Raw genomic sequence first — 19,512 nt, 5'->3', positions numbered from 1 at the left:
ACCCCCACCGGCAACAGGTGGGGCCCTCGCATCTCATGCAGCCGGCGCCGTCGGAGCAGAGCTCCCTCGTCCGTCCGTATGCCGTGACCGGGGGGCGTACCGCCCCCCGGACCCAACTCGCCCTGGAGGCCCTGGTCTCCTCGGCGACCTCCATACATCACGATTTATCCACCCGCACTCCGGAGTATCAGGCGATCAGTGCCCTGTGCCGGCAAGTGCGTTCGGTCGCTGAGATCTCCGCGATGCTCCGCATCCCGCTCGGCGTGACCCGGATCCTGGTAGCCGACATGGCCGCCGAGGGTCTGATCCAGCTGCATCAGCCTCAGCTGGACGCGGGCAAGCCGGATCTCAACCTGCTGGAAAGGGTGCTCAGTGGACTTCGCAGGCTCTAGCCGCGGCGGCGGCCTGTCATCGACGAAAATCGTCGTCGCCGGGGGATTCGGTGTCGGTAAGACCACGTTCGTGGGGGCGGTGTCGGAAATCCTGCCGCTGACCACGGAGGCGGTGATGACCGACGCCAGCGCCGGGATCGACGATCTCGGCCTCACCCCGAACAAGACCACCACCACGGTCGCGATGGACTTCGGCCGGGTCTCGCTGGACCGCGACCTGATCCTGTACCTGTTCGGTACGCCGGGTCAGCACCGGTTCTGGTTCATGTGGGACGACCTCGTGAAGGGCGCGATCGGTGCGATCGTGCTCGTCGACACCCGGCGGCTGGCCGACAGCTTCCCGGCGATCGACTACTTCGAGGAGGCGAAGCTCCCCTTCGTCGTCGCGGTCAACGGGTGGGACGGCAACTACCTGCACGGCGAGGAGGAGGTACGCGAGGCGCTGACGCTGGCGCCTCACATCCCCATCTCCAGGACCGACGCCCGCTCGCGCGACGCGGTGAAGGCCACGCTCATCACGCTTGTGGAGCACGCGCTCACCATGCGAATGGCCGTTCCCGGCTGGGGCCGCTGACCCCGGGAGGGCGTCAGTCGCACCTCCCAGCGGATAGGCTGGGAGGTCGAGTCGCAGACCTGTAGCGCAGAGGCTGGCCAATCACGTGTTCGAGACGCTTTCCGACCGGCTGACATCGGTCTTCTCCTCCCTTCGATCCAAGGGTCGGCTCTCCGAGGCCGACATCGACGCGACCTGCCGCGAGATCCGCATCGCGCTCCTCGAGGCCGATGTCGCGCTGCCCGTGGTCAAGGCGTTCGTCGCCCAGGTCAAGGAGCGCGCCCGCGGCGCCGAGGTCTCCCAGGCGCTGAACCCGGCGCAGCAGGTCGTCAAGATCGTCAATGACGAGCTCATCGAGATCCTCGGCGGTGAGACCCGGCGGCTCCGCTATGCCAAGAACCCGCCGACCGTCGTGATGCTCGCGGGTCTGCAGGGTGCGGGCAAGACGACCCTGGCCGGCAAGCTCGCCCGCTGGCTGCGTGAGCAGAACCACACGCCGCTGCTGGTCGCCGCCGACCTCCAGCGGCCCAACGCGGTACAGCAGCTCTCGGTCGTGGCCGAGCGCGCGGGCGTCGCGGTCTACGCGCCCGAGCCGGGAAACGGCGTCGGCGACCCGGTCGCGGTGGCCCGCCAGTCGATCGACCACGCCAAGCGGCAGCAGCACGACATCGTCATCATCGACACCGCGGGCCGCCTGGGCATCGACCAGGAGCTGATGAGGCAGGCGGCGGACATCCGCGACGCGGTCTCGCCCGACGAGGTCCTCTTCGTCGTCGACGCGATGATCGGCCAGGACGCCGTCGGCACGGCCCAGGCGTTCATGGAGGGCGTCGGCTTCGACGGCGTCGTGCTGACCAAGCTCGACGGCGACGCCCGCGGCGGCGCCGCGCTGTCGGTCCGCCACATCACCGGCAGGCCGATCATGTTCGCGTCCACCGGTGAGAAGCTCGAGGACTTCGACGCCTTCCACCCGGACCGGATGGCCTCCCGCATCCTCGACATGGGTGACATCCTCACCCTGATCGAGCAGGCCCAGAAGACCTTCGACGAGGCCGAGGCCGCCAAGATGGCGAGCAAGCTCACCTCGGGCGAGGGCTTCACCCTGGAGGACTTCCTCGAGCAGATGATGATGGTCCAGAAGATGGGCCCCATCAAGAACCTGCTCGGCATGATGCCCGGCATGGGGCAGATGCGTGATCAGCTGAACCAGGTGGACGACCGCGACCTCGACCGGATCGCCGCCATCATCCGCTCCATGACCCCCGCCGAGCGTCACAATCCGAAGATGATCGACGGCTCACGCCGTGCCCGTATCGCGAAGGGGTCCGGGGTGACGGTGACCGAGGTGAGCGGCCTGGTCACCCGCTTCTTCGACGCTCAGAAGATGATGAAGCGGATGGCCGGCGGCATGGGCATCCCCGGCATGCCCGGCGGTCGCAAGGGGGCCAAGGCCGCGCAGAAGAAGGCGGCCAAGGGACGCAGGGTCAGCGGTGACCCGCGTAAGGCGGCCCTCGGCAAGGCCGCCCCCGACAAGTCCGGCGAGCCCGCGACCCCGGCGGGGAACGGCCTCCTTGGCAAGCTCGGCTCCCGGCAGCAGCTGCCTCCCGGCCTGGAGCTGCCGCCGGGCTTCGACCCCTCGAAGTTCAAGCTCCCCGGTCAGAAATGAGCGACGGACCCTTCCACGCGCGTGCCAGATGGATCTGGGTGATCATCGTCTCGGGGTTCATCCTGGTGGCCGTGCTCGAACTGCTCGGGGTACGTCCGAAGTAGCGCTCCCACCACGGCATCCCGGCCGACGGACCGTACGGCGGATAGGCGGGCCGCGCGGGTGCTCCCGGGGGTGCGGGGATCTCCGGCGCCTGGGCGGCTCCCGGCAGGATCGGCGCCTCGGGCAGGACGGGGGCTCCGAACCGTGAGGCGGTCCCCAGGGGTTCGAGTGTCTCCGGCGGGGCGGGTGCTCCCGGCCGCGCCGGAGCCCCGGGCAGGAGCGGGGCCTGAGGAGGCAGGGACGTTCCTCCTCCCGGGATCACGGCGGGGGACGGGGCGGACGCCGGCGGCGCGTCGGCCTGACCGGCAGGGATCGCCCTGATGGTCAGCACCGCTCCCAGCACGGTGATGGATCCGGTCGCGGTCAGCAGCAGAGATCTGAGGGTGGTTGCCACGGCGGCCATTTAGCGCAGCAGGCCGGACCCGCCGGGGGCCCGGACACACGTGGATTACCGAGATTTGCCCTCCGGCCGCCGCAGGGGATGGCCGTGGATTGGCCGGGCACCCCCGCGCGTCTGGCACAATGACATGTTGGAACATCGTGACACGTGGTTGCCCTCTCACTCCCGCGTGCCATGCCTGTCCCTCGACCGGTCCTCTCCTCGTGCCCCACTCGATGAGACACCGCTCACCCACGCTCTAACGCAGGAGAGACCACACCAGTGGCAGTCAAGATCAAGCTCAAGCGGCTCGGCATGATCCGCAACCCGCAGTACCGCATCGTCATCGCCGACAGCCGCACCAAGCGTGACGGCCGGGCGATCGAGGAGATCGGCCTCTACCACCCGAAGGAGAACCCCTCGCGCATCGAGGTCGACTCCGAGCGGGCGGCCTACTGGCTGGGTGTCGGCGCGCAGCCGACCGAGCCCGTCCTCAAGCTCCTCAAGCTCACCGGCGACTGGCAGAAGTTCAAGGGCGAGTCGGCTCCGGCTCCGCTCCTGGTCGCCGAGCCCAAGGCCGATCGTCACGCCGTCTACGAGGCCGCAGCCAAGGAGGCGCTGTCTCTGGAAGCCGCCACCACGCCGAAGAAGTCGGCCCGCAAGGCGGCTCCCAAGGCTGAAGAGGCCCCCGCCGAGGCCCCGGCTGAGCCCACCGCGGCCGCCGAGGAGAAGCCGGAAGGCGAGGCCTGAGGTGCTTGAGGAGGCCCTCGAGCACCTGGTGAAGGGCATCGTCGAATATCCCGACGACGTCCAGGTGCACGCTCGCCGCATCCGCAGCGGGCGTGTGCTTGAGGTCCGGGTGCATCCCGAGGACCTCGGTAAGGTCATCGGCCGCGGCGGCCGTACGGCCAAGGCGCTTCGCACGGTCGTGAACGCCCTCGGCGACGGCAAGTACGTCCGGGTCGATCTGCTCGACCTGAACGAGGCCCGCTAGCCGCCGGACGCGTCCAATCGAGCGAACGGGCCACCCGCCCAGCGCGGGTGGCCCGTCTGCTTTCCACCGGCACCACTATGTGAGGAGGCGGGCGTGCAGCTCGTCGTAGGGCGGATCGGCCGCCCGCACGGACTCCGCGGAGACGTGTCCGTGGAAGTACGCACCGACGAGCCTGACAGGCGCTTCGCCCCGGGCACGGCCCTGGCCACCGACCCCGCCTCGGCCGGCCCGCTGGTCGTCGAGTCCCGCCGCTGGCATTCGGGCATCCTGCTGGTCAGGTTCGAGGGCGTGAGCGACCGGGACCACGCCGAGGAGCTCCGCGGCACCATGCTCGTCATCGACTCGGCGGACATCCCGCCGTCCGACGATCCCGACGAGTTCTACGATCACCAGCTCATCGGCCTCGCCGTGGTCAAGACCGACGGCGAGCGGGTGGGCGAGGTCTCCGACGTGCTCCATCACGGCCAGGACCTGCTCGTCGTACGGCGTGGGAAGGCGGAGGTCTACGTGCCGTTCGTCAAGGCGCTGGTCCCGGTGATCGACCTTGAGAAGGGCATCCTCGTCGTGGACGCTCCGGCGGGACTGCTCGATCCGGACGAGATCGTCTGACATGCGCGTCGACGTCATCTCGATCTTCCCCGAGTACTTCGCCCCCCTCGACGTCTCCCTCATCGGCAAGGCCCGCGAGCGCGGCATCCTCGACGTCCGTCTCCACCAGCTCCGCGACCACGCCCACGACGTGCACCGCACCGTGGACGACACTCCCTACGGGGGCGGCCCCGGCATGGTCATGAAGCCCGAACCCTGGGGGGAGGCCCTCGACGAGGTCCTCGCCGCGGATCCCGCGGCCCCGCCGCGGATGATCGTGCCGACCCCCAGCGGTGTGCCCTTCACCCAGAAGCTGGCGATGGAGTACGCCGCCGAGCCCTGGCTGCTGTTCACCCCGGCCCGCTACGAGGGCATCGACTCCAGGGTGATGGCCGAGTACGGCGCGCGCATGCGCGTGGACGAGGTCAGCATCGGCGACTACGTGCTCGCCGGAGGCGAGGTGGCCGTGCTGGTGATGATCGAGGCCATCGGGCGGCTGCTGCCGGGCGTACTCGGCAACGTCCACTCGGCAGTGGACGACTCCTTCGCGCCCGGTGCGATGGAGAACCTCCTCGAAGGTCCGGTCTACACCAAGCCGCCCGAGTGGCGGGGGCACGAGGTGCCGGAGATCCTGCTCTCCGGGCATCACGGAAAGATCGCCCGATGGCGGCGGGACCAGGCACTGCGCCGCACCGCGAGGAACCGGCCCGAACTGCTGGCGGCGCTCGCCCCGCAGAGCCTGGACAAGCACGACAGGCAGCTCCTGTCCGAGCTCGACCGGCCCGGGACCGGACCCGTCGACCCGGCTCCCTGGCCGGCGGAGTCCCCATGAGGGTCGGTACGTGGGCCGGTATGGTCGCCCTGACCGGCTGATTTCCGGTCGGTCGGGAAAATATGGCAGACTGAAGCGTTGCCGCCGACCGTCCATGGGTCGGCGCGCACCGCCGGAAGAGCGACCCGGCTCCCGAGACACAGTCCACTTCAGCACGCGTGTCCATCACGACGCCGCCCCGTCGCGGCCGGATGGACCTCCGGGTGCGTTTAAAAACGAGGTACCACTGCCATGCACACGCTGATCAGCGAGCTCGAGAAGTCCGCGCTCCGCACCGACATCCCGAACTTCCGGCCCGGTGACACGCTTGAGGTCCACGTCCGGGTCATTGAGGGCAGCAGGTCCCGTGTCCAGGTCTTCAAGGGCTTCGTCCTTCGCCGCCAGGGCGGCGGCGCCCGCGAGACCTTCACGGTTCGCAAGGTCAGCTACAGCGTCGGCGTCGAGCGTACCTTCCCGGTGCACAGCCCGGTCATCGAGAAGATCGTCCTCGTGACCCGTGGCGACGTCCGCCGGGCCAAGCTCTACTACATGCGCGACCTGCGCGGCAAGGCCGCCCGTATCCGCGAGAAGCGCGAGGCCCGCTAGGCGCGCGCCGGTCGCCGCCCTGGCCCGCGCCCTCTTTTCCGGGGAGCGGGCCAGTCGCATGTAAGGAGGTTTGACCTCCTATGGCAATACGCATGGCTATGCGGTACCCCGTCACTCGACCACTTGGTGCCGCCCATCATCTAGGCTCGTCAGCGATGACTAGCGAAGACCGGGAGTACGGCGCAGTCTCGCGTCGACCTGTCGAGGACGAGGTGGACGTGGTCGCCGAAGACACCCAGAAGAACGCCAAGAGCGACAAGGACAAGAAGAAGGGCTCCTTCTGGAAGGAGCTGCCTGTCCTGATCGTGGTGGCGGTGGTGCTCGCTCTCATAATCAAGACCTTCGTGATCCAGGCGTTCTACATTCCTTCGGAGTCGATGGAGAACACCCTCCTCACGAACGACCGGGTCCTGGTCAACAAGCTCGTCTACCGCGTCCGGGACATCGAACGCGGCGACGTGGTGGTGTTCTCCGGGGTCGACTCCTGGGATCCCGAGATCGACCTCGAGGAGCCGTCCAACCCGGTCGCGGGGTTCTTCCACTGGGTCGGAACCGCCTTCGGCGTGGTCCCCGGCGAGAAGGACTACATCAAGCGGGTCATCGGCGTCGGTGGCGACACGGTGAAGTGCTGCGACGCCCAGGGCCGGGTGACGGTCAACGGGGTCCCCCTCGACGAGGACTACCTCTATCCGGGTGACGTGCCGTCCCAGAAGTTCTTCGAGGCCAAGGTCCCCGAGGGCCGCCTGTGGGTGATGGGCGACCACCGGATGGTCTCCCTCGACTCCCGCTCCCACCTGGGCGATCCCGGCGGCGGGACGATCTCGGTGGACAAGGTGATCGGCCGGGCCTTCGTGATCGTGTGGCCGTTCTCCAGGGCCACGACCATTCCCATTCCCGACACCTTCGGTCAGCCGGCCCTCAAGGCCGCCGCGGCCGTGGGAGGCGCGACCCCGTTCCTCGCGGGCTTCGCAGGCGCCGTGCCGCTGGTGCTGTGGCGTCGTCGCCGGCTTTCGAGGCGGTAGCCGAACCTCATGACCGCGGAACCCGAGGCTGACAAGAACAAGAAGTCCGGCAAGGGCGGCAACCTGCGCGAGTCGCTGTTCCTGCTGGTGTGCGGGGTGGTGGTGGCGCTGCTGTTACAGGCCTTCGTCTTCCAGTCGTTCTGGATCCCGTCGGAGTCGATGGAGAACACCCTTCAGGTGGGTGACCGGGTGGTCGTCAACAAGCTGCACGGTGACGCCGAGCGCGGCGACATCGTGGTCTTCAAGGGCTGGAACGACGAGGACACCATCAAGCGGGTCATCGCGGTCGGCGGCGACACGGTGAAGTGCTGTGACGCCCAGAAGCGGATCACGGTCAACGGAGTGCCGCTCGAAGAGGGCTCCTACCTGCACCCCGGTGACTTCCCCTCGGGGGACGCGTTCGAGAAGGTGGTCCCCGCCGGGAGACTGTGGGTCATGGGCGACCACCGCACCGCCTCCGCCGACTCGCGCGCCCACGAGGAGCGGAAGGAGGAGGGCACGATCCCCGAGGACGACGTCGTCGGCCGTGCGGTGGCGATCTACTGGCCGTTCTCCCGGGCCACGATCCTTTCGAGGCCGGAAAGCTTTCTCAAGGTGAGATAGCGGTACCGAATGCACCGGAGGGGGCGTACTCTCTGGTCATGGTCGCTGTGTCACCCGAGGTGTCATGACGGTTGCGTTTCGCCCCAGGCCCAGCGTGGTCCGGCGCGATCTAGGGCTGTACGGCTACGAGCGGGCCCTTGACCGCCGCGGGCTCGGTCCCGTGGCGGGGGTCGACGAGGCGGGCCGGGGCGCCTGTGCCGGGCCTCTGGTGGTCGCCGCCGTGATGCTGGGCGGCCGGATCGACGGACTGGGTGACTCCAAGCAGCTGACGGCCTCCCGCCGTGAGGCGCTGTACGAGCGGATCACGGCGACTGCGGAGGCGGTGAGCGTGATGGTGATCCCGCCGGGTGAGATCGACACCCGCGGTCTGCACAGATCCAACATCGATGGGATGCGCAGGGCCGTGGCGCGACTTCCCCGTCAGCCCGGCTACGTTCTCACCGACGGGTTCCCCGTTCCCGGGCTGCCCGTGCCGTCATTGGGGGTGTGGAAGGGAGATCAGGTCGTGGCCTGCATCGCCGCGGCCTCGATCGTGGCCAAGGTGACGCGGGACGAGATGATGGTCGCGTTGCACGAACGTCATCCCCGGTACGGATTCGCCGTGCACAAGGGGTATGGCACTGTCGATCATCGCAGGGCTCTCAGCGCCTACGGTCCGTGTCCGGACCACCGCTTCTCGTTCTCGACGGTGGCACGGTCAGGAGCGGGCGAGGTGATGGGTGAGAATGAACTGGGGGCCGGTGCCGTCTGATCGGGCGGGCCGGGGTGTGCGTTTAACAGGAGGACCGGTATGAGCGCAGAGGATCTCGAGAAGTACGAAACCGAGATGGAGCTGCAGCTTTACCGTGAGTACCGCGACGTTGTCGGCCTGTTCACATACGTCGTGGAGACCGAGCGGCGCTTCTATCTCACCAACTCCGTCGATCTCGACGTGCGGACCGCCGAGAACGGCGACGTGTTCTTCGACGTGAAGATGCAGGACGCCTGGGTCTGGGACATGTACCGGCCCGCGAGGTTCGTCAAGAACGTCCGAGTGGTGACCTTCAAGGACGTGAACGTCGAGGAACTCGCCAAACCCGACCTGGAGATGCCAAAGGAGGGCTTCTCCTCCTGAGAGGATCTACGGCCTTTTGACCATTGCCGAACCGGGGAGAACGCTGTCCACAGGCGCGCCTCGTGTTCGGCCGGTTGTCCACAGAACCCGGTTCGGCTCGTCGGGGGCGCGGTGAGCTGAGCGAAGGTCGGGAACCGGAGGTGGTTCCATGGCCGCGAAGGATGAGCTCGGCAGGTACGGCGAACAGGTCGCCGTCGACTATCTGCTCGCACACGACCTGCAGATTCTGGATCGCAACTGGCGATGCCCGGACGGGGAGATCGACGTCGTCGCCCGGGAGGGGCGCACGCTCGTCGCGGTGGAGGTGAAGACCCGCTCCGGTCGCCGTCACGGCACCGCCTTCGAGGCGGTCACCGATGCGAAGATCGCGCGCCTGCGCATGCTCGTGGCCAGATGGGTCGCCGAGCACCGGGAGGCGTTCGACGCGATCCGCGTCGACGTCGTCGCCCTTGAGCGGTTCGCCGGGGATTTCGCCATCCGCCACGAGCGGGGGGTGTGCTGATGTCTCCTGGCCTGTCCTGGATCGTTCGTTCCCCACGTCCCGCCCGGTGGGAGGTGAGGTGAGTGGCCGTCGCACGCACGCGCTGCGTCGCCCTGGTCGGGGTGACCGGCCGTCTCGTCGAGATCGAGGCCGACATCGGCAGCGGTGTCGCGGGTCTGCACCTGATCGGCATGCTGGACACCGCGCTGAGCGAAGCCCGCGACCGGGTCCGCTCCGCCCTGGTCAACAGCCGGTACGCGTGGCCCGACGCCCGGATCACCGTCAGCCTGTTTCCCGCCAGCCTGCCCAAGCGGGGCAGCCTCTTCGACCTGGCGATCGCGATGGCCCTGCTCGCGGCGGCCGGATTCGTGCCCGCGGCCAGGGTCGCCGAGCCGTTCTTCCTGGGTGAACTGGGTCTCGACGGCTCGGTGCGGCCGGTGAGGGGCGTTCTCCCCGCGGTGCTGGCGGCCGTCGCCGCGGGTGCCCGCACCGTCGTCGTCCCCGCGCGCAACGCCGCCGAGGCGGGCCTGGTGCCGGGCGTGACCGTGATCCCCGCGACCACCCTGGGCGCGCTGGTGAGCGGGCTGCGGAGCGGCGAGTCGCCGGGAGGCGTCCTGGACGGTGCCGGAGATCCCGGTCACCGGGCCGCGCGCCCGCTCCCGTCGGGACGTCCCGGCGAGGCCGTCCCCGGGCACGACCTGGGAGACCTGGGAGACGGCGCCGCCGGTGGCGCCGAGGACGGTCCCGACCTGGGAGACGTCGCCGGGCAACCCGTCGCCCGCCGCGCGCTGGAGGTCTGCGCCGCCGGTGGCCACAACCTCTGGATGCTCGGTCCTCCCGGCACCGGCAAGACCATGCTCGCCGAGCGGTTGCCGACCCTGCTGCCGGCCCTGGAGTGGGATCAGGCCCTGGAGGTGACCGCCATACACTCGGTCGCCGGAGTGCTGCCCAGGGATCGCCCCCTGCTGGTCCGCCCGCCGTTTGTGGCGCCACACCACACCGCGACCGTCGCGTCCGTCATCGGCGGGGGCAGCGGGATGATCCGTCCCGGTGCGGTCTCGCTGGCCCACCGGGGAGTGCTCTTTCTCGATGAGGCCCCCGAGTTCTCGACGACCGTTCTCGACGCGCTCAGGCAGCCGCTCGAATCGGGCCGGGTGACGGTCTCCAGGGCGCTGGGGGCGGTGACCTTCCCCGCCAGGTTCGCGCTGGTGCTGGCGGCCAACAGGTGCCCGTGCGCGCGGCCCTCCACTCCCAAGGATCCGTGCGGGTGCGCTCCCGCCGCCCGCCGCCGCTATCTCGCCAGGCTCTCCGGCCCGCTGCTCGACCGGGTGGACGTCAAGGTCAGCCTGGCCAGGTCGACCCGGCGCGAACTCCTCGCCGACCGCCGCTTCATCGAGCCCAGCAGGGTGGTGGCGGAGCGGGTGCTGCTCGCCCGGGAGCGCGCCGCCAAGCGGTTCGCGAACACGCCGTGGCGCTGCAACGCGGAGATGCCCGCTCGCGCCCTCCACACCGAGTACCGGCCGCCGCCCGCGGCGATGTCACCGCTGCTCCGGTATCTCGACAGCGGCCTGCTGAGTGCCCGGGGTCTTGACCGGATCATCAAACTGGCCTGGACCCTGGCCGATCTCGCCGGCAAGGACCGGCCGGAGCCGCACGAGACCAACTCCGCCCTCGGGCTGTGGCTGGGGGAGGAACGTTGAACGACAGGCTCGCGCGTCTCACCCTGATGCGCCTGGCCGAACCGGGCGACACCGCGATGGGCGCGCTCGTCGCCCTGCGCGGCCCACAGGCCGCCGTCGCACTGGTCCGGGAGGGCGCCGCGGACGCGGATCTCACCCGATGGTTCGCCGACACCCACGGCCGCCCGGCTGGGGATCCCGGTCCCCGCGACGAGGACGCGGGCCGGTACGGCAGGGGCTCGGACCGAGGCGGGGGAGGGGCCGATGTGCCCGACGGCGTCTCGGGCGGCGGCTCAGGGGCGGACGGTGGCGGGAGGGCCGGGTGGGACGGACGGCTCGCGGCCAGGTTCGACCGGATGGTCGCCTCCTGGGCGGCCCGGCTGAGGACGGCCGACCCCGAGCGCGATCTGGCCGAGGGTGAGCGGATAGGCGCCAGGCTGGTGATTCCCGGCGACGCCGAGTGGCCGAGCCAGCTGGATGACCTGGGAGACTCCCGGCCCCATGCGCTCTGGCTGCACGGCGACGCCGACCTGCGATTCTCCTGCCTCAGATCCGTTGCCGTCGTCGGTTCTCGGGCCGCCACACCATACGGCACGCACGTGGCGGCGGAGCTCGGGGCGGGACTGGGCGAGAGGGGATGGGGGGTCGTCTCCGGCGGCGCCTACGGCATCGACGGCGCCGCCCACCGCGGTGCGCTCGCCTGCGAGGCACCGACCGTCGTCGTGCTGGCCTGTGGCGCCGACGTCGCCTATCCCAGCGCGCACCAGCAGCTGTTCGCGGCCGTTCGGGCGCAGGGGGTGCTGGTCAGCGAAAGTCCCATGGGCGCGCACCCGACCCGGCCGAGGTTCCTGGTCAGGAACCGTCTCATCGCGGCCCTGTCACGGAGCACCGTGGTCGTCGAGGCCGCCGTGCGCAGCGGGGCGCTCAACACCGCCGGGCACGCGGTCGTGCTCAACCGGCAGCTGGCCGCGGTGCCGGGCCCGGTGACCTCGGATGCTTCGGCAGGGTGCCATCGGCTGATCCGCCAGGGCAAAGCCGTCTGCGTCACCGGTGCCGAGGAGGTGATCGAGCTCGCCGGAACGATGGGCATCGACCTGGCCCCCGAAGCGCGCGGGCCGGTGCTCCCCCGTGACCGGCTCGACCCGGAGAGCAGGAAGGTCGTCGAGGCCATGCCCACCCGGATCGGCATGGGGCCGGCGACGATAGCCGTCGCCGCGGGCGTCGACCTGGAGACCGTGCTCTCCTGCCTCGGCGGCCTGGCCGCCGCGGGCTACGTCGAGCGCGTCTCCCAGGGCTGGCGTCTCCGCGCCGATCGCCCTTTCGGCGGATAGCCACCTCCCGGGCCGGGCGGACACACCCGCCCGGTTCCGGAGGTGGCCGCCTTGGCATCCGGCCCGCCCATCGGTGATCACCGCTGTGCGGGATGGCCGGCGAGATCCCGGCCGGGCCACAGGGGGAGCAGGCGGACCTGGCCGTGACCGAGAAGGAGCAGGGGGTCGAGATAGGCGCGGTCGCGGAGCAGGCCCCAGTGCAGGCAGGCGGTGGGGCAGTGCCCGGGGACGTCCTGGAGGACGCCGATCACCTCGCCGACGGCCACCGCCCGACCGCGTCCCACCGAGGGCCGGACGGGCAGATAGGTCGTCCGCAGGCCGTCGGAGTGGAGCACGGTCACCACTCCACGGTCTGCGAGCGGGCCCGCGTAGCCGACCGTTCCGGCTCCTGCGGCGCGTACCTCGGCTCCGGGTGACGCGGCGAGGTCGGCGCCCCTGTGGCCGGCCAGCCACGGCTGCGCCGGTGGCGCGAACTCCCTGAGCACCCGTGGCCGCCCGGCGAGCGGCCATCCCCAGAGCGGACGCGTCGACCCGGCCATGCCGAGTGCGGCCCCGCGGCCGGTTTCTCCGCCGGTTTCTCCGCCGGGGGACGCGAGGGCGGTCGCGTGGTGGGCTCCGGCTGCCGGAATGGCCAGGATCAGCGAGCAGAGCACGGCTCGCAGCCCCATGGCGGGGAAGGGTCTCATGCCTGCGAGCATGCGGACCAGCGGTGTGGCGGATATGGGCCGAACTGGATTCTGTGGATAGGCGGCCGAGACTGTGGAGGGATCACGTGGTCGAAGAACGTATTCGCGAGCTGGCGGCCGAGGTGGGGGTCGAGCTGCCGCCGGTACGGGTGACCGGGGATGATCCGGTGCTGCCTTCCGTCTTCCGGGTGGGCGGCGCCGCCGCCGTCGCCGTCGGAGCCGCCACCGCGGCGGCCGCGGCGCTCGGGGGAGGCGGGCGTGAGGTGGCGGTGGACGTACGGGAGGCGGCGGCGGCCTTCAGGGACGAGCGTCACTTCAGGATCGACGGAGTCGCCGGGGAGCTGTGGGCACCTCTCTCGGGGGACTACCGCGCGGCCGACGGCTGGGTCCGGTTGCACTGCAACTTCGACCACCACCGTGACGCGGCTCTCGCGGCGCTGGGACTCCCCCCGGACGCGGGCAGGGACGCCGTCGCGCGCGCCTGCGCCGGCCGTGCCGCCGTCGAGGTCGAGGAGTCGGTGACGGCCGCGGGAGGATGCGCCGCGGCCATGCGCAGCCGTGCCGAATGGCGCGAGCACCCCCAGGCCCGGGGGGTCACCGCGGCGCCGCTCGTCGGCCTGACCCGGCTCGGTGAGACCCGGCTCGGCGACCCCGGCGGTGTGCGGGCCCCGAGGAGGGGAGGAAGGCGGCCGCTGGACGGGGTGCGGGTGCTCGACCTGACCAGGGTGATCGCGGGGCCGGTGGCGACACGCACGCTGGCGGCCCACGGCGCCCAGGTGCTCAGGGTGGGCGCCGGGCACCTTCCCGAGGTGCCGGGGCTGGTGATCGGCACCGCGTTCGGCAAGCGGTCCTGTCACCTCGACCTGAGGACGGCGGCCGGGAGTGCCGCGCTGCGCGACCTGGTGGCCGGGGCGGACGTGTTCGTGCAGTCCTACCGGCCGGGGGCCCTCCGGTCGCTGGGGTTCGGCCCCGGGGAACTGGCGGCGATCAGGCCGGGGATCGTCTGCGTGGACGTCTCGGCGTACGGGGGGCACGGGCCGTGGGCGCTCCGGCGCGGGTTCGACAGCCTGGTGCAGATGGCCTGCGGCATCGCGCACGAGGGGGGCGACGGGTCACGGCCACACCCGCTTCCCGCCCAGGTCCTCGACCACGCCACCGGCTACCTGGCCGCTTTCGGGGCGATGGCCGCCCTGCTCCGCCGTTCCGCCGAGGGAGGTTCCTGGAGGGTCGAGCTCTCCCTGGCGGGGACCGCGCGATGGCTGGACGGTCTCGGCCGGGTCGACGGCGCGGCCACCCCGGAGCCGGACGTCGCCGACCTGATCGAGGAGACGGACAGCGTCTTCGGCCGCCTGACCTACCTCCGGCCCCCCGGCACCGTCGGCGGCATCTCGCCGTACTGGGCGAGCCCGCCTCCGGAGAACGGCGAGCACCCGCCCGCCTGGTGGTGAGGCGGCCGCGTGGGGCATCCGGTCACCGTGTGGAAGCGCTGGAGGAGTGGCGGAGGGGGGAGAGGCCGATCCACACGAGTGTGGTCAGCACCCCGGCCGCGGAGATCCACAGCACCGGGCGGAGCCCCAGCAGCTCGCCGAGCAGGCCACCGGCCAGACTGCCGAGGGTGAGGACGCCCTGGGTCGTGAAGGACATCGTGGCGTTGACCCGGCCGCGCAGTTCGGTGGGGGTCTCGCGCAGGGTGATGGCGCCCATGCAGACGGAGAAGGCCACGATGGCCATGCCGGAGGTCACCGCGGTGGTGGACATGAGCAGGAGGCTGCGCCACGCCGGGCCGCCGGCGAGCGCCGCGACCGTGTAGTCGACGGGAAAGAGCAGGGTGGCGCAGACCAGCACCCGGTTCTCACCGAATCGTCTGGTCAGGCGTGGTACCACGGCGGCGCCGAGCAGGCCGCCGATGCCGAAGCAGGCGGTGATCGCGCCGACCAGGCCCCCGGGCAGGTCGAGCACGTTGAGCGCGTAGATCACGAACAGCGCCATGTAGACGCCGCCGAAGAAGTTGATCGTCGTTCCGCTGCCGCAGAGCGCGCGGAGCACCGGGTGCCGGACCACGGTGCCCAGGCCCTCGCGGATCTCGGTCCACATGCCGCGCGGGGGAGCGGGGGTGTGGGTTTCCGACGCGGTGACCCTCCGGATCAGAAGCGCCGAGAGCAGGAAGGACAGGGCGTCGACCAGGATCGCGAACGGCGCGGTGATCAACTGGACGAGCAGTCCGGCGAGGCCGGGGCCGCTGACGCTCGCCACGGCGAAGGCCGACTGGAAGCCCGCGAGCGCCTCGGTTCGCTGGCTCTCGTGGACCACGGTGGCCAGGTGCGGGAAGTTGACCGCCCTGAAGATCACTGAGCAGGTGCCGACCACGAACGCCATCGCGATCAGCCAGGGCACGGTCAGCGTCCCGGTGATCCAGGCCACCGGGATGGTGGTCATGGCGACGGCCGCTACCAGGTCGCAGGCGACCATGACCGGCCGGTGCCGTCTCAGCCGGTCGGCGAGGGCACCCGCCTGGAGCCCGATCAGCAGGTAGGGCAGCGAGGTCGCGGCGGTGAGCAGGCCCATCTGGGTGGGGGAGGCGCCGAGCAGGACGGCGGCGGTGAGCGGCACCGCCAGCCGGGAGACCTCGGCGCCGGTCTCGGTGACGGCACGGGCGGAGAGCAGCAGCCGGTAGTCGCGCTGTCTCCTGAGCGGGACCGGTTGGGGGGCGGCGGCGTCGGAGGAAGCCTGAAGGGAATGCTTCATAGTTATGAAGCTAACCCTTCATAACTATGAAGGCAATACTTCAGATTTGGACTGGGTACGGTCTGCACATGACCGAGGTACGGAAGCACAGGTCCCTCACCGATCCCACGGCGATGCGCGCGCTGGCCCACCCCGCGCGGCTCGCGATCCTGAACCGGCTCCAGGCCGAGGGGCCCTGCACGGCGACCGAGGTCGCGGAGGTCATCGGGGTCACACCGAGCGCGGCCAGCTATCACCTGCGCATGCTCGCCAAGTACGGCTTCGTCGAGGACGCGCCCGCGCGCGGCGACGGCAGGGAGCGGCTGTGGCGCTCCAGTTCCGTGGGCCTGAGCGTCGCTCCCGATCCGGACGACGGCCCGGACGTGCGCAGCGCCAAGGAGTTCCTGATCAAGGCCCTGCGGGACCAGGCCGCGGACGAGGTGACCCGGGCCATGGAGAACATGGAGCGGGAGTCCCCGGAGTGGCGCGAGGCCGCGCTGTTCAACCGCGCCGTCCTGCTGGTCGACGCCGATGAGCTGAAGCGGCTGAACGAGCGGATCGACGAGCTGCTCGCCCCCTACAGGACCACCGTCAGGGACCGGGCGGACGCTCCGCCCGGAGCCCGGATCGCCGAGGCGCAGATCAATCTCTTTCCCCGGGCTCGACGCCGGCCGCACGGCCTCCCCGGTGACGCGTAAGGGGCGCTTGACGACCGAAGGTCAGGGAGAGGCCCGGTTACGGGTACAATTTTTGGTGGTCCATTCGTCATGGGCCGACTTCGCGTGCCCCGTCAAGAGCCGAGATCCCTCGGTCCGGGTGAGAGCCCGGCTGGATCCGGTTCGGGGCATCAGGGCGACAGCCGCAGGTTGTCGCGGCCAACCGAGAACAGCGCCCAGAGATGGGCGCCCCGATCTGGAGGACAATCAATGTCCACCCCCGTCGTCACCATGCGACAGCTGCTGGAAAGCGGCGTGCACTTCGGCCACCAGACCCGTCGCTGGAACCCGAAGATGAAGCGCTTCATCTTCACCGAGCGCAACGGCATCTACATCATCGACCTTCAGAAGTCGCTGGCCTTCATCGACAGGGCCTACGACTTCGTCAAGGAGACCGTCGCGCACGGCGGCACGATCATGTTCATCGGCACGAAGAAGCAGGCCCAGGAGGCCATCGCCGAGCAGGCCGCCCGCGTCGGCATGCCGTATGTCAACCAGCGCTGGCTGGGCGGCATGCTCACCAACTTCTCCACCGTGCACAAGAGGCTCCAGCGCCTGAAGGAGCTGGAGGAGCTCGACTTCGACAACGTGGCCGCCTCGGGGCTCACGAAGAAGGAGCTCCTCATGCGCCGTCGCGAGAAGGAGAAGCTTGAGCGCACCCTCGGCGGCATCCGGGACATGTCCCGGATTCCCAGCGCGGTGTGGGTCGTCGACACCAAGAAGGAGCACATCGGGATCAGCGAGGCTCGCAAGCTTCACATCCCGGTCGTGGCCATCCTCGACACCAACTGCGACCCCGACGAGGTCGACTACCCGATCCCGGGTAACGACGACGCCATCCGCGCCGTCGGCCTGCTGACCCGCGTCGTCGCCGACGCCGTCGCCGCCGGCCTGATGGCCCGCGCCGGTGCGGGCCGTGGCGACGACAAGCCGGCCGTCGCCGGTGGCGCCGAGCCGCTGGCCGAGTGGGAGCAGGAGCTGCTGGCCGGTAGCGCCGAGAGCGCCCCGGCCGCCGAGGCCGAGGTCGTGGAGGCCGCTGCCGAGACCGAGACCGAGGCCGAGACCGCGGAGGCTCCCGCCGCCGAGGCCGAGACCGCCGAGAAGCAGGCCTAGGTCATCTCCGTACGGCCTGGCCGTACGACCCGCAAGACCCTTCCGGGTGGGTGCCGCTCAGTCGGGGGCACCCACCCGATCCACGACGATTCCCACGAGGAAAAGACAATGGCTTCCGTGAACATGGCCGACGTCAAGCGGCTTCGTGAGCTGACCGCCGCCGGCATGATGGACTGCAAGAAGGCTCTTGAGGAGTCCGAGGGCGACTTCGACCGCGCGGTCGAGCTCCTCCGTCTCAAGGGCGCCAAGGACGTCGGCAAGCGTGAGGCTCGCACCGCCTCCAACGGCCTGGTCGCCCTGGAGCAGGACGGCGACTCCGCCGCCGCGCTGCTGGAGCTCAACTGCGAGACCGACTTCGTCGCCAAGGGCGAGCGTTTCCAGGAGCTCGCGGCCCAGGTGGTCAAGCACGTCCTGGCTTCCAGGCCGACCGATGTGCCCTCGCTGCTCGAGTCCGAGCTCGACGGCAAGAGCGTCAAGACGCACCTCGACGAGGCCAACGCCGCGCTCGGCGAGAAGATCGAGATCCGCCGGTTCGCCGTGCTCGAGGGCGGTTTCATCGGCTCCTACATGCACAAGACCGACCCCCAGCTTCCCCCGGCGGTCGGCGTGCTCGTGCAGCTCGACACCCCGAACGCCGGTGTCGCCAAGGACATCGCGCAGCACGCCGCCGCGATGGCCCCGAAGTACCTCAGCCCCGCCGAGGTGCCGGCCGACGTCATCGAGAAGGAGCGCGCGCTCTTCGAGGAGATGACCCGCGAGGAGGGCAAGCCCGAGGCGGCCATCGGCAAGATCGTCGACGGCCGCATCAACGGCTGGTACAAGGACTTCACCCTTCTTGAGCAGTCCTTCGTCAAGGACAACAAGAAGTCCGTCGCGAAGTTCGCGGACGAGAATGGTGTCAAGGTCCAGGCCTTCGTCCGCTTCAAGGTTGGCCAGGCCTAATTCCAGACATCCGCTCTTTGCGCAGAGCACCAAACGAGGAGGCCGCCGCCGTGCAGGAGAATCCAGGACCCGCCACGCCGGCGGTTTCTTCGTACTCGGATCCGCTTCGCTGGAAGCGGGTGATGTTGAAGCTGTCCGGTGAGGCGTTCGCCGGCGGCGAGCCGCTGGGCATCGACCCGGCGGTCGTGGGTCACCTCGCGGACTCGATCACCGAGGCCGTCCGAGGTGGTGTCCAGGTCTCGGTGGTCGTGGGCGGCGGCAACATGTTCCGGGGTGCCGCCCTCTCCGAGCGCGGTATGGACCGGGCGAGGGCCGACTACATGGGCATGCTCGGTACGGTCATCAACTGCCTGGCCCTCCAGGACTTCCTGGAGAAGCGGGGTGTCGACACCCGCGTCCAGACCGCCATCACCATGCAGCAGGTCGCCGAGCCGTTCCTGCCCCGCCGCGCCATCCGCCACCTGGAGAAGGGGCGAGTGGTCATCTTCGGTGCGGGGCTCGGTTCGCCGTTCTTCTCCACCGACACCTGCGCCGCGCAGCGAGCGCTGGAGATCGGTGCCGAGGCTCTACTCAAGGGCACCCAGGTGGACGGCGTCTACGACGCCGACCCTCGTAAGAACCCCGATGCCGTCCGGTTCGACCATCTCGAATATGGTGAGGTGCTGACCCGCGGCCTGGGGGTCATGGACGCCACCGCCATCAGCCTGTGCATGGACAACAATCTTCCCATCGTGGTCTTCGACCTCATGGGTGAGGGCAACATCCTGCGGGCCGTGCGCGGTGAGAAGATCGGCACGCTGGTAAGTCCGGCACGTTAGGGAGCACCCCCGACGTAGCGAGCGGAGTGGTACGTGAGGTAGGAGCGTGCCGCGAAGTGAGTGAGGAGTGGGGAGCGACCAGGAGACAGGGAGCGAGCCCGACGTAGCGAGCGGAGTGGTACGTGAGGTAGGAGCGTGCCGCGAAGTGAGTGAGGAGTGGGGAGCGACCAGGAGACAGGGAGCGAGCCCGAC

General features: G+C 70.1%; 23 protein-coding genes. 20 read left to right on the top strand and 3 right to left on the bottom strand.

The features are described 5' to 3' along the window. The first annotated feature begins 35 nt into the window (after nucleotides 1-35). From AB0J58_RS03450 to ffh, 3 genes are all read left to right on the top strand, one after another. Nucleotides 36-392, top strand: a complete 357-nt coding sequence (locus AB0J58_RS03450) for a DUF742 domain-containing protein (RefSeq protein ID WP_343972076.1) — start codon at nucleotides 36-38, stop codon at nucleotides 390-392. A gap of 13 nt (nucleotides 393-405) precedes the next feature. Continuing rightward, a complete protein-coding gene (locus AB0J58_RS03445; RefSeq protein WP_343972073.1) occupies nucleotides 406-966 on the top strand; it encodes an ATP/GTP-binding protein in 561 nt (186 codons plus the stop codon). Nucleotides 967-1,051: 85 nt separating this feature from the next. Further along, a complete protein-coding gene (gene ffh / locus AB0J58_RS03440) occupies nucleotides 1,052-2,611 on the top strand; it encodes a signal recognition particle protein (protein ID WP_343971929.1) in 1,560 nt (519 codons plus the stop codon). Here ffh and AB0J58_RS03435 read toward each other — a convergent pair. Beyond that, nucleotides 2,589-3,116: a hypothetical protein gene (locus AB0J58_RS03435; protein WP_364209629.1), complete on the bottom strand. Its 528-nt coding sequence runs from the start codon at nucleotides 3,114-3,116 to the stop codon at nucleotides 2,589-2,591. The genes ffh and AB0J58_RS03435 overlap by 23 nt on opposite strands. A gap of 258 nt (nucleotides 3,117-3,374) precedes the next feature. On the opposite strand from AB0J58_RS03435, the gene rpsP reads away from it, so the two are divergent. The 12 genes from rpsP to dprA all read left to right on the top strand — a co-directional run bounded on the left by rpsP (nucleotide 3,375) and on the right by dprA (nucleotide 12,321). Further along, entirely contained in the window at nucleotides 3,375-3,842 is a 468-nt protein-coding gene (gene rpsP, locus AB0J58_RS03430) for a 30S ribosomal protein S16 (RefSeq protein ID WP_364209626.1), read from the top strand. A gap of 1 nt (nucleotide 3,843) precedes the next feature. After that, nucleotides 3,844-4,086 carry an RNA-binding protein gene (locus tag AB0J58_RS03425; protein WP_030906210.1) on the top strand — a complete coding sequence of 81 codons (243 nt, stop codon included), beginning with the start codon at nucleotides 3,844-3,846 and terminating at the stop codon, nucleotides 4,084-4,086. Between the two features lie 93 nt (nucleotides 4,087-4,179). Continuing rightward, nucleotides 4,180-4,695, top strand: coding sequence for a ribosome maturation factor RimM (gene rimM / locus AB0J58_RS03420; RefSeq protein ID WP_343971919.1), 516 nt, complete (start codon nucleotides 4,180-4,182; stop codon nucleotides 4,693-4,695). 1 nt (nucleotide 4,696) lies between these two features. Further along, complete coding sequence (gene trmD / locus AB0J58_RS03415) at nucleotides 4,697-5,506, top strand: tRNA (guanosine(37)-N1)-methyltransferase TrmD (protein WP_364209623.1); 810 nt, start codon at nucleotides 4,697-4,699, stop codon at nucleotides 5,504-5,506. A 231-nt stretch (nucleotides 5,507-5,737) separates the two neighbouring features. Next, nucleotides 5,738-6,091: a 50S ribosomal protein L19 gene (gene rplS, locus AB0J58_RS03410; protein WP_350924003.1), complete on the top strand. Its 354-nt coding sequence runs from the start codon at nucleotides 5,738-5,740 to the stop codon at nucleotides 6,089-6,091. 155 nt (nucleotides 6,092-6,246) lie between these two features. Further along, complete coding sequence (gene lepB, locus AB0J58_RS03405; protein WP_343971910.1) at nucleotides 6,247-7,113, top strand: signal peptidase I; 867 nt, start codon at nucleotides 6,247-6,249, stop codon at nucleotides 7,111-7,113. Between the two features lie 9 nt (nucleotides 7,114-7,122). After that, a complete protein-coding gene (gene lepB / locus AB0J58_RS03400; protein WP_364209619.1) occupies nucleotides 7,123-7,716 on the top strand; it encodes a signal peptidase I in 594 nt (197 codons plus the stop codon). Nucleotides 7,717-7,780: 64 nt separating this feature from the next. Beyond that, nucleotides 7,781-8,467: a ribonuclease HII gene (locus AB0J58_RS03395; RefSeq protein WP_364209616.1), complete on the top strand. Its 687-nt coding sequence runs from the start codon at nucleotides 7,781-7,783 to the stop codon at nucleotides 8,465-8,467. 39 nt (nucleotides 8,468-8,506) lie between these two features. After that, complete coding sequence (locus AB0J58_RS03390) at nucleotides 8,507-8,830, top strand: DUF2469 domain-containing protein (protein WP_030511723.1); 324 nt, start codon at nucleotides 8,507-8,509, stop codon at nucleotides 8,828-8,830. Between the two features lie 148 nt (nucleotides 8,831-8,978). Next, nucleotides 8,979-9,332, top strand: coding sequence for a YraN family protein (locus AB0J58_RS03385; protein ID WP_364209613.1), 354 nt, complete (start codon nucleotides 8,979-8,981; stop codon nucleotides 9,330-9,332). 62 nt (nucleotides 9,333-9,394) lie between these two features. After that, nucleotides 9,395-11,011, top strand: a complete 1,617-nt coding sequence (locus AB0J58_RS03380; protein ID WP_364209610.1) for a YifB family Mg chelatase-like AAA ATPase — start codon at nucleotides 9,395-9,397, stop codon at nucleotides 11,009-11,011. Continuing rightward, entirely contained in the window at nucleotides 11,008-12,321 is a 1,314-nt protein-coding gene (gene dprA, locus AB0J58_RS03375) for a DNA-processing protein DprA (RefSeq protein WP_364209607.1), read from the top strand. Before AB0J58_RS03380 ends, dprA begins: the two co-directional genes overlap by 4 nt. Nucleotides 12,322-12,398: 77 nt before the next feature. Here dprA and AB0J58_RS03370 read toward each other — a convergent pair whose 3' ends face one another. Beyond that, nucleotides 12,399-13,007, bottom strand: coding sequence for a M23 family metallopeptidase (locus AB0J58_RS03370; protein ID WP_364209604.1), 609 nt, complete (start codon nucleotides 13,005-13,007; stop codon nucleotides 12,399-12,401). An 86-nt stretch (nucleotides 13,008-13,093) separates the two neighbouring features. Between AB0J58_RS03370 and AB0J58_RS03365 the strand changes: the two genes are divergently transcribed. After that, a complete protein-coding gene (locus AB0J58_RS03365) occupies nucleotides 13,094-14,455 on the top strand; it encodes a CoA transferase (RefSeq protein WP_364209601.1) in 1,362 nt (453 codons plus the stop codon). A 22-nt stretch (nucleotides 14,456-14,477) separates the two neighbouring features. Here AB0J58_RS03365 and AB0J58_RS03360 read toward each other — a convergent pair whose 3' ends face one another. Next, entirely contained in the window at nucleotides 14,478-15,752 is a 1,275-nt protein-coding gene (locus AB0J58_RS03360; RefSeq protein WP_364209598.1) for an MFS transporter, read from the bottom strand. A 68-nt stretch (nucleotides 15,753-15,820) separates the two neighbouring features. Here AB0J58_RS03360 and AB0J58_RS03355 point away from each other — a divergent pair, with 68 nt between their 5' ends. The 4 genes from AB0J58_RS03355 to pyrH all read left to right on the top strand — a co-directional run bounded on the left by AB0J58_RS03355 (nucleotide 15,821) and on the right by pyrH (nucleotide 19,320). Next, nucleotides 15,821-16,429, top strand: coding sequence for a helix-turn-helix domain-containing protein (locus AB0J58_RS03355; protein WP_364209595.1), 609 nt, complete (start codon nucleotides 15,821-15,823; stop codon nucleotides 16,427-16,429). A gap of 228 nt (nucleotides 16,430-16,657) precedes the next feature. Next, a complete protein-coding gene (gene rpsB / locus AB0J58_RS03350) occupies nucleotides 16,658-17,560 on the top strand; it encodes a 30S ribosomal protein S2 (RefSeq protein WP_364209592.1) in 903 nt (300 codons plus the stop codon). 108 nt (nucleotides 17,561-17,668) lie between these two features. Beyond that, a complete protein-coding gene (gene tsf, locus AB0J58_RS03345) occupies nucleotides 17,669-18,502 on the top strand; it encodes a translation elongation factor Ts (RefSeq protein WP_343971777.1) in 834 nt (277 codons plus the stop codon). Between the two features lie 122 nt (nucleotides 18,503-18,624). After that, the gene (pyrH, locus tag AB0J58_RS03340) at nucleotides 18,625-19,320 is read left to right on the top strand and encodes a UMP kinase (RefSeq protein ID WP_245651402.1); all 696 of its coding nucleotides are present in this window, start codon (nucleotides 18,625-18,627) and stop codon (nucleotides 19,318-19,320) included. The last annotated feature ends 192 nt before the right edge of the window (nucleotides 19,321-19,512 follow it).

It is taken from the genome of Streptosporangium sp. NPDC049644 (genome assembly GCF_040675205.1).
GTDB classification, from domain to species: domain Bacteria; phylum Actinomycetota; class Actinomycetes; order Streptosporangiales; family Streptosporangiaceae; genus Streptosporangium; species Streptosporangium fukuiense.
The sequence above is the reverse complement of the archived record's forward strand: the minus strand, read 5'-3'. Positions and strand labels throughout refer to the sequence as shown.

What these genes read in the sequence shown, in the direction of transcription:
- AB0J58_RS03370 (WP_364209604.1), bottom strand. Translation starts at nt 13,007, where the DNA reads ATGAGACCCTTCCCCGCCATGGGGCTGCGAGCCGTGCTCTGCTCGCTG.
- AB0J58_RS03385 (WP_364209613.1), top strand. Translation starts at nt 8,979, where the DNA reads ATGGCCGCGAAGGATGAGCTCGGCAGGTACGGCGAACAGGTCGCCGTC.
- lepB (WP_343971910.1), top strand. Translation starts at nt 6,247, where the DNA reads ATGACTAGCGAAGACCGGGAGTACGGCGCAGTCTCGCGTCGACCTGTC.
- AB0J58_RS03360 (WP_364209598.1), bottom strand. Translation starts at nt 15,752, where the DNA reads ATGAAGCATTCCCTTCAGGCTTCCTCCGACGCCGCCGCCCCCCAACCG.
- pyrH (WP_245651402.1), top strand. Translation starts at nt 18,625, where the DNA reads ATGTTGAAGCTGTCCGGTGAGGCGTTCGCCGGCGGCGAGCCGCTGGGC.
- AB0J58_RS03390 (WP_030511723.1), top strand. Translation starts at nt 8,507, where the DNA reads ATGAGCGCAGAGGATCTCGAGAAGTACGAAACCGAGATGGAGCTGCAG.
- AB0J58_RS03450 (WP_343972076.1), top strand. Translation starts at nt 36, where the DNA reads ATGCAGCCGGCGCCGTCGGAGCAGAGCTCCCTCGTCCGTCCGTATGCC.
- tsf (WP_343971777.1), top strand. Translation starts at nt 17,669, where the DNA reads ATGGCTTCCGTGAACATGGCCGACGTCAAGCGGCTTCGTGAGCTGACC.
- AB0J58_RS03355 (WP_364209595.1), top strand. Translation starts at nt 15,821, where the DNA reads ATGACCGAGGTACGGAAGCACAGGTCCCTCACCGATCCCACGGCGATG.
- AB0J58_RS03435 (WP_364209629.1), bottom strand. Translation starts at nt 3,116, where the DNA reads ATGGCCGCCGTGGCAACCACCCTCAGATCTCTGCTGCTGACCGCGACC.
- AB0J58_RS03395 (WP_364209616.1), top strand. Translation starts at nt 7,781, where the DNA reads ATGACGGTTGCGTTTCGCCCCAGGCCCAGCGTGGTCCGGCGCGATCTA.
- trmD (WP_364209623.1), top strand. Translation starts at nt 4,697, where the DNA reads ATGCGCGTCGACGTCATCTCGATCTTCCCCGAGTACTTCGCCCCCCTC.
- lepB (WP_364209619.1), top strand. Translation starts at nt 7,123, where the DNA reads ATGACCGCGGAACCCGAGGCTGACAAGAACAAGAAGTCCGGCAAGGGC.
- rpsB (WP_364209592.1), top strand. Translation starts at nt 16,658, where the DNA reads ATGTCCACCCCCGTCGTCACCATGCGACAGCTGCTGGAAAGCGGCGTG.
- rplS (WP_350924003.1), top strand. Translation starts at nt 5,738, where the DNA reads ATGCACACGCTGATCAGCGAGCTCGAGAAGTCCGCGCTCCGCACCGAC.